Origin of the sequence: Nostoc sp. (assembly GCF_036917375.1) — a bacterium.
In the GTDB taxonomy this organism is placed as follows: Bacteria; Cyanobacteriota; Cyanobacteriia; order Cyanobacteriales; family Nostocaceae; genus Nostoc.
Map to the genome: position 1 here is coordinate 21,313 of NZ_JBALDN010000002.1, position 6,910 is coordinate 28,222.

The 6,910-nt window shown below is 41.4% G+C and carries 7 protein-coding genes; 4 read left to right on the forward strand and 3 right to left on the reverse strand.

The window, feature by feature from the left end; translation table 11 throughout:
- Window positions 1-19 precede the first annotated feature (19 nt).
- Entirely contained in the window at window positions 20-1,174 is a 1,155-nt protein-coding gene (locus V7K45_RS00805; protein ID WP_334999455.1) for a hypothetical protein, read from the reverse strand.
- A 184-nt stretch (window positions 1,175-1,358) separates the two neighbouring features.
- Window positions 1,359-1,880, reverse strand: a complete 522-nt coding sequence (locus tag V7K45_RS00810) for a hypothetical protein (RefSeq protein ID WP_334999457.1) — start codon at window positions 1,878-1,880, stop codon at window positions 1,359-1,361.
- 241 nt (window positions 1,881-2,121) lie between these two features.
- On the opposite strand from V7K45_RS00810, the gene nfi reads away from it, so the two are divergent.
- From nfi to V7K45_RS00825, 3 genes are all read left to right on the forward strand, one after another.
- The gene (nfi, locus tag V7K45_RS00815) at window positions 2,122-2,787 is read left to right on the forward strand and encodes a deoxyribonuclease V (protein ID WP_334999459.1); all 666 of its coding nucleotides are present in this window, start codon (window positions 2,122-2,124) and stop codon (window positions 2,785-2,787) included.
- Between the two features lie 107 nt (window positions 2,788-2,894).
- Window positions 2,895-3,443 carry an FHA domain-containing protein gene (locus V7K45_RS00820; protein ID WP_334999461.1) on the forward strand — a complete coding sequence of 183 codons (549 nt, stop codon included), beginning with the start codon at window positions 2,895-2,897 and terminating at the stop codon, window positions 3,441-3,443.
- A gap of 124 nt (window positions 3,444-3,567) precedes the next feature.
- Entirely contained in the window at window positions 3,568-5,526 is a 1,959-nt protein-coding gene (locus V7K45_RS00825) for an FHA domain-containing protein (protein WP_334999463.1), read from the forward strand.
- A gap of 625 nt (window positions 5,527-6,151) precedes the next feature.
- On the opposite strand, the gene V7K45_RS00830 is transcribed toward V7K45_RS00825, so the two are convergent.
- Window positions 6,152-6,400, reverse strand: coding sequence for a hypothetical protein (locus tag V7K45_RS00830; RefSeq protein WP_334999465.1), 249 nt, complete (start codon window positions 6,398-6,400; stop codon window positions 6,152-6,154).
- Between the two features lie 134 nt (window positions 6,401-6,534).
- Here V7K45_RS00830 and V7K45_RS00835 point away from each other — a divergent pair, with 134 nt between their 5' ends.
- Window positions 6,535-6,900, forward strand: a complete 366-nt coding sequence (locus tag V7K45_RS00835) for a hypothetical protein (protein WP_334999467.1) — start codon at window positions 6,535-6,537, stop codon at window positions 6,898-6,900.
- The last annotated feature ends 10 nt before the right edge of the window (window positions 6,901-6,910 follow it).

Consider the following 6,910-nt stretch of genomic DNA (forward strand, 5'->3'; position numbering starts at 1 on the left):
GCTTTGAGGTGCGATCGCGTTACTTGTCAGCGACGGCATTTTTTTCAGCGTAGTTGATATTTTTCTGATATTCTATGATTTTTTGCTGGGCTACTACATAATTTGGGCTAGAAGATGGCACAGTTTTCATAAGTGCGATTGCACCTTCCCACTGACTCACAACTGTCTTCCACTCATCTAGAGATTTTGCTGATTGAGTCAGGTTAGCTGCATTAATTGCTTGATTTACTGCCTCTCGAAATGTATCAGTTTCAAGTAACACTGTCGGCGATTCTGAAAGAACTGGTGAGGGTGTAACTAATGTAGAATTGGATGGTATTTGTGTATTATCTTTAGATGTTAAAGGAATATTTTCTCCAAATTTTAAAGATAAAAATATCACTATAGCAATTGAAAATGCAAATAAAATAAACACCCAGCTTTTTTTGAAATTACGATATTTATACTGAGTCTTAATAATTGAATTTTCTTCATCATTCGATAAAATATTGGATGTCATTTTGTGTAAACCCATTTCCCCGCGCAATCTATTAAGTTCTTGACCTTTATTTAAATCAGTATTAGATTTAGTTGCATCTGTTTCTTTAGTGCCAGAGTAAGCAGATATTATTCGCTGTCTTACCAAATGTTCAATTTGATAAGTTAATGCCCCAGCAGAAACATAAAACAGCCCAAATATTAGTATTATATTCTTTTCAACTTCTGTATATAATTCAACTGGCTTAGTATAGCTAATATTAAATAATGGCAAAATCATTGTGCAAAAAAAAGCCGCTATCAGTGTAGAAATTGCAATTACAAGCCAAGCATACAATCCTTCCCACCAACTCATTATTCCTGGAAATAATCCTTTGATTCTACCTATTTCTGGTGCTTGAATTTCTGATATAAACCGACTAATAAGTAGGTGTAATAAGTGATGAGTAAAAGAAATTGTAGGAATAGGAGATAGGATCAACAGTATTGTCAACATAAAAAATAATTCGGGACTTTTTGCCAAATATGTAATTTGGTAGCCTACTTTTCCTGGATTAGTGAGTAAAAATATAATAAAGCTCAACAATAGATTCAAAATTAATGCTTTTAACCAAGAAGTAGGATAAGGAAACCATAAAGGCCAGTAAAACTTTTGTAACTTTTGCTTATTAACTTCCTGAATATTGGGATTTTTCATAATTAACAAATGCGAAAAGCGGATAAATTATCGTCTATATTAGGATTCCCCATATACAGACAAAAGCAACATTTACAAAATTTTTAGAGCTATATACTTCAATTTTCCTTGATTTATTATATTTTTGGCAGAAGCCCCTAATTTAGAATCTTTCTCTACAGCTATGCATGGGGAAAATTAGATATTAACGTTCCTTTGTAATCACAGAACTACCATTACTAATACTTACTTTTTGAATAAAAACGTCAGTACAAGAAGATAAAATATCAGTACTGATTTGATTAGCAATAAATTCAAAATCTTGGTTTGTTAATCCCTGTGCCGTATCGCCACTTAAGTTAATACAAATAGTTAGAATTTGAGGATTGTTAGAAGAATGTTCATTATCTACTGGTTCTAAATCAGGTTCTAGCATGCCCAAATCAAACTCTTTACTCCAAGCTGGAAACTCCTTATATGTTTGTTGACCATAAACTTTGACTCTTTCAATAGATGCAGCCCCTAAAGCCGTTAACCCTTTGCGGATAAATGCAACTAAAATTTGCTGATTTGGTACTTGGGCAGATTCTAGCGTTACCTCTAAGCAAGCATCTTGTAAAGCAACTTTTGCGTTGATCCCTTTAGGGTGTAAGTGGCGGTTCATCAGAGAGGCGATCGCTTCTGCATCTCCCTGTTTTGCAAGTTTTAGAATATTTGGCTGTGTCATAACCAGTAAAAGAGAAAATCTAGGAAAATAAGCTTATATTCTCAGGATTCCCTCTTGACAGCCTTAAGTAACATTGTGATGCAAGATATCAGCTAATCTGGGCTAAAATATTTAGTATAAAGATAGTCATTCACAGACTTTTACAAAAATATATTTTCCCTGTATCAACATCAAAAACTCTTGTTTTTGTGCTTGCCAAATTAACAGGATTAATATTAATCAGTTAATTCCAATTTTAAATATGAAGTTTTACCGAGATCGTGCTTGGCCTTCGACGCTAGAAGAAGCCATAGTTATTCAAGAAACGCTGCAAAATCAAGTAATTACTGAAGATCGACTGCAAGAACCTATCCAGTATGTTGCTGGAGTGGATATGGGTTTTGAAGCTGATGGAACCATTAGCCGTGCTGCTGTCGCAGTCCTAAGTTTTCCTGATTTACAAGTAATCGAGACAAGCCTAGCACATCGTCCTACAACCTTTCCTTATGTTCCTGGATTCCTGTCATTTCGGGAAATTCCAGCCGTCCTTGATGCCCTGGAAAAGATTAAAACAATACCAGATATCATTCTGTGTGATGGTCAGGGAATTGCTCATCCCCGCAGATTAGGTATAGCTAGCCATTTAGGGTTACTTATAGATATGCCGACAATTGGTGTGGCTAAGTCGAGGTTGATAGGTAAGCATGAAGAATTGGCAGAAACCAGAGGCAGCACACAACCACTAATATATAACGGTGAAACCATTGGGGCAGTTTTGCGATCGCGCACAGGAGTAAAACCTCTGTACATTTCCAGTGGTCATCGAATTAGTTTACCGACAGCGATTGACTATGTATTACGCTGCACGCCCAAATATCGACTGCCAGAAACAACACGTGTTGCTGATAAATTAGCGTCGGATAGATAAAGCTTGTTGAAGTTTTTTCTAAATACTTGCTTCCACCTACTCAATCATGTTAGGAATCGCACAGAAAGAAGTTGAAGTAGCTAAATACGATTTACGAAGTTAGAACAATGAACGCACTAACTTTACAATGGCACGATGCAGGTCAAGATAAAACTCAGAATATTTACGAACAACAGCCAAGTCAAAATCATGGTACTGTCCGCATCGGTCGCGACCCCATCCGGTGCGACATTGTTCTGAGTCATCCTACTGTGTCTGGACTGCACGTTGAAATCTTTTTTCATCACCAACAACAACGCTTTTATATCAGGAATTTGCGATCGCAAAATCCCCCCGTTATCGATGGACGGCAATTAGTCCAAGGTGAAATGCCTTTAACTGAGGGCACTAGTATTACTTTGGGACAAGTAAAACTCAACGTTACAAACGTTGCCACGGGTAGCATTCCAGCAACAATTTTGCTACCACCCAATCCAGCAGTAAATCTCGGACATCACCATCACCCACAAACACCCCCCGCACCACCGCTAGGAGTTTATGGCTTAGAATGCCCCAAATGTCATAAAGTTTCCCCAGGAGAGAATCTACAAATTGGCTGTCATTGGTGTGGGACATCTTTAGCTGCGGCTGTGAGTGTGTTGGTAGCTAGGAATTAGGGGGCAGGGGAGCAGGGGGGCATACTTCGACTGCGCTCAGTAACCGAGGGAGCAGGGGAGCAGAGGAAGAATTCCTAACTCTTAACTTAATGACCAATGACAAATGACAAATGACAAATGACAAATGACAAATGACCTACAAATCCAATTGAGTTGGGAAGAACCAGCGACGGGTGAACGGCGAGAACCACTGTTGAATGTGCCGATCGCTTTTGGTCGAGAATTTGCTCGCTTACCTGCTGAACTCAGGGGAATGCGGGTTTCTCGGATGCTACTTAACAGTAATGAAGTTTCTCGCTACCATGCCCTGATTGACTGGGAACAAGACCATTTAGTAGTGATTGACCAAGGTAGCGTTAACGGTGTCTATGTCAACGGTCAACCACAAACGCGCAGTGTTCTGGTTAATGGCGATACATTGCAAATTGGCCCATATCTGATTGCAGTGACATTTGGTGCTAACGCCTCTGCACCAGATACTAGCCCCCCTTCAACGATTCACTTCAACGCAAATACCAATCGCCCAGACCCCAGTTTGCCCGTAGTTCAGCCGCTAGCGCCCGTGGCAAGTAATTTCCCACCATTGGCGTTTCAGGCACAAAAAGTCTCTGTACAAGCACTTCATGCTACAGGATTACCAGTAGATGAATCTGATTATCTAGCGATCGGGGCGGGATTGGGTAGCTTCGTTTGGGCTGATTTGCTGCGAATTAGTGGTGTGCGTGCTGACAAAATTGTGGCTTTGGGATTAGAGGCGGAACCTTATGCCCGTTACAAGCGCCTCTGTCTGAATTCGCAAATTCCTTTATATGAAAGACTGCGTTCTAATTCTGACTCTTGTCCTGATAATATTTGGGGTTGGCCTAGTTATGCCTTGCGTGAAGCTTGGAGAGACTTAGCTAAGGGAGAGATAAAGTCAGCATTCAAGTATTTATGGCAAGTTTTTGCTGAACCAACATTTGCAGAAACTTATACTCCCCGTGCGGGTAACGTCTTTGATTCCATAGACCGAGAAACGAAGCGCATTGGCTGGAATCAAATTTATCGCTATGGGCGAGTTAGGGTAATTCGCAAAACTGATGATGGCAGATATTGCGTAGCCTATTCTCGCGGCCCAGGAAATTATGCTTTTTTAGTTAGTCGTTATTTACATTTAGCTACTGGGTATCCAGCAATTCAGTTTCTTCCAGATTTGCAAGCTTATAGAGAAAAATATCAAGACTTTAAATCTGTAGTCAATGCTTATGAAGCTCACGATCATGTTTATGAGCAACTAGAGCAACAGGGTGGTACGGTATTGATTCGGGGGCGGGGAATTGTGGCTTCGCGGATTGTGCAGCGGATTTATGAAGCCAGAAAGCGAAATCGGAATATTGCAGTTTTACATTTAATGCGATCGCCTAAACCTCAAGGCAACAAATTTCAAAATACCCAGCGCCTAGTCAAAAATCATTACGAATTTCAACCTTTTAACTGGCCGAAAGCCTGTTGGGGCGGCGAACTCCGAGCAATGTTAGAAAAAGCCACCCCCGATGAACGCAAGCGTTTACTAGCAGACTGGGGTGGAACTACCACCGCCGACCGCCGAGATTGGCAGCAAATTACTGCCCAAGGGTTAAGCGAAGGCTGGTATCAAATTACCTTCGGTGAGGTGTTGGATGTGGAACGAGATGCCCAAAACCGGACTATTACCCGTATCCGAGAGCAAAGCTTTGGGGAAATGAAATTGCTAGCTGACTTTATTGTTGATGCTACTGGACTGGATGCCAAGGTAGATGCTAATCCCCTGCTAGCAGATTTGGTAAAACATTACAATCTACCAGTAAATCATCTGGGGCGATTGACTGTAGCGAACAATTTTGAATTAGTAGAAATGCGTAGCGATCGAGGTCAAATGTATGCTGCGGGAGCTATTACTTTAGGTGGCCCTTATGCCGCAGTTGATAGTTTTTTGGGCTTGCAGTACGCCGCATTAGTCGCCGTTGATGGACTCGCCGCCGCTCGTGCGCCTGGAGTTCAAAGGTTAAATGCTGTAAGTTCCTTTAGACAGTGGTTGAAGTGGGTGTTAAATCAGTCACCTTAGTATTAGGAGGCAGGGGACAGAAGGCAGAAGGCAGGAGGGATGGAGTATTTATCTGGTTGTTTTGAATAGCAAATCCCAACTTCGAGGATAAAAGGTGCAACTTCGAGAATAAAAAGCTCAACGGCGAGGATAAAAGGTGCAACGGCAAGGATAAAAGATGCAACTTCGAGGATAAAAGGCTCAACGGCGAGGATAAAAGGTGCAACCTCGAGGATAAAAGGTGCAACGGCAAGGATAAAAGATGCAACTTCGAGGATAAAAGGCTCAACGGCGAGGATAAAAGGTGCAACGGCAAGGATAAAAGGTGCAACCTCGAGGATAAAAGGTGCAACTTCGAGGATAAAAGGTGCAACTTCGAGGATAAAAGGTGCAACGTTGAGGATAAAAGGCTCAACGTTGAGGATAAAAGGCTCAACGTCGAGGTTAAAAGGCTCAAAGGCTCAAGTTACGGGCGATACCTTCAGCCTGCGTGCGATTCAAATCGCAGGCTAACAGTATAAGTCAGTTAAAACTGACTCAAATTAACTAAAATTTAGTCCGTTTGAACGGACTTAGGCTATTAGCCTTGGAATTTATTCCGAGGCGGGATAGCAACGAAGCGAAGAATTTCCCTTTGCCAGTACCCCTACTTTGTTTTTTCGCTTGTTGGGCGTACTAAAGTTTTAACTAAACCCGTAATCGCCACAATCACAGAGGCAATTCCCCCAATCGACAATGAAGTTAAAATTGCCACCGCGAGGATGATTTCAGTAGGACTGTCCCCGTTTCGCATCCAAGTAGATGGATTTTCTACCGATGTTGGCGACGCGGGGATTAATTGCGAAGTTTGGGTGGTTTGATTGGAGTTGGCTGGAATTGTTAAGGCAGTTTTCATGGCTGAACCTCTTCTAAATGTTTCTATGCAAATGGTATTTCTGCCAAAAGAAGAAGAGATTCCCTAGAAATGGAGACAAAGTAGAGAGAAAGTAGAAATTAAGTAGAATCGAGAAGAAATCTCACAAGCTGTCTATGGAATGGGTTGATTTTTTAGCTAATGAAGCTGCTACTAATAGCTTATCCCCAGAGCAAACGGAAGCTTTTGTAGAGCGATTGAAGACTAAAAACTCAGGTAAGAGTGAGGCGAAATTAGCTAGCGAATTAAACATTGGTGCAGCTGCTTTCAAAAAGCGGATGGCTGAGGTGTATGAAAAATTTGCCAAGAGTTATCCTGAATTGGCTACCTCTAACAGTCGGGGTAAGCTGGAAAAGTTACGGGCTTGTCTGACAAACAAATATAGTGGCGGGCAAGATGCCATTGGTGTCAAGTTAAAGCAGATGCCCAAATGTCAAGCGACCTTGAGGCGTTGCGTCGGTGTCGCTGACGAACAGCTTTAACCAATCCCAT

Excerpts from the sequence above, each read along its gene's own strand:
- V7K45_RS00805 (WP_334999455.1), bottom strand. The coding sequence starts at position 1,174 with ATGAAAAATCCCAATATTCAGGAAGTTAATAAGCAAAAGTTACAAAAG.
- V7K45_RS00810 (WP_334999457.1), bottom strand. The coding sequence starts at position 1,880 with ATGACACAGCCAAATATTCTAAAACTTGCAAAACAGGGAGATGCAGAA.
- nfi (WP_334999459.1), top strand. The coding sequence starts at position 2,122 with ATGAAGTTTTACCGAGATCGTGCTTGGCCTTCGACGCTAGAAGAAGCC.
- V7K45_RS00820 (WP_334999461.1), top strand. The coding sequence starts at position 2,895 with ATGAACGCACTAACTTTACAATGGCACGATGCAGGTCAAGATAAAACT.
- V7K45_RS00825 (WP_334999463.1), top strand. The coding sequence starts at position 3,568 with ATGACAAATGACCTACAAATCCAATTGAGTTGGGAAGAACCAGCGACG.
- V7K45_RS00830 (WP_334999465.1), bottom strand. The coding sequence starts at position 6,400 with ATGAAAACTGCCTTAACAATTCCAGCCAACTCCAATCAAACCACCCAA.
- V7K45_RS00835 (WP_334999467.1), top strand. The coding sequence starts at position 6,535 with ATGGAATGGGTTGATTTTTTAGCTAATGAAGCTGCTACTAATAGCTTA.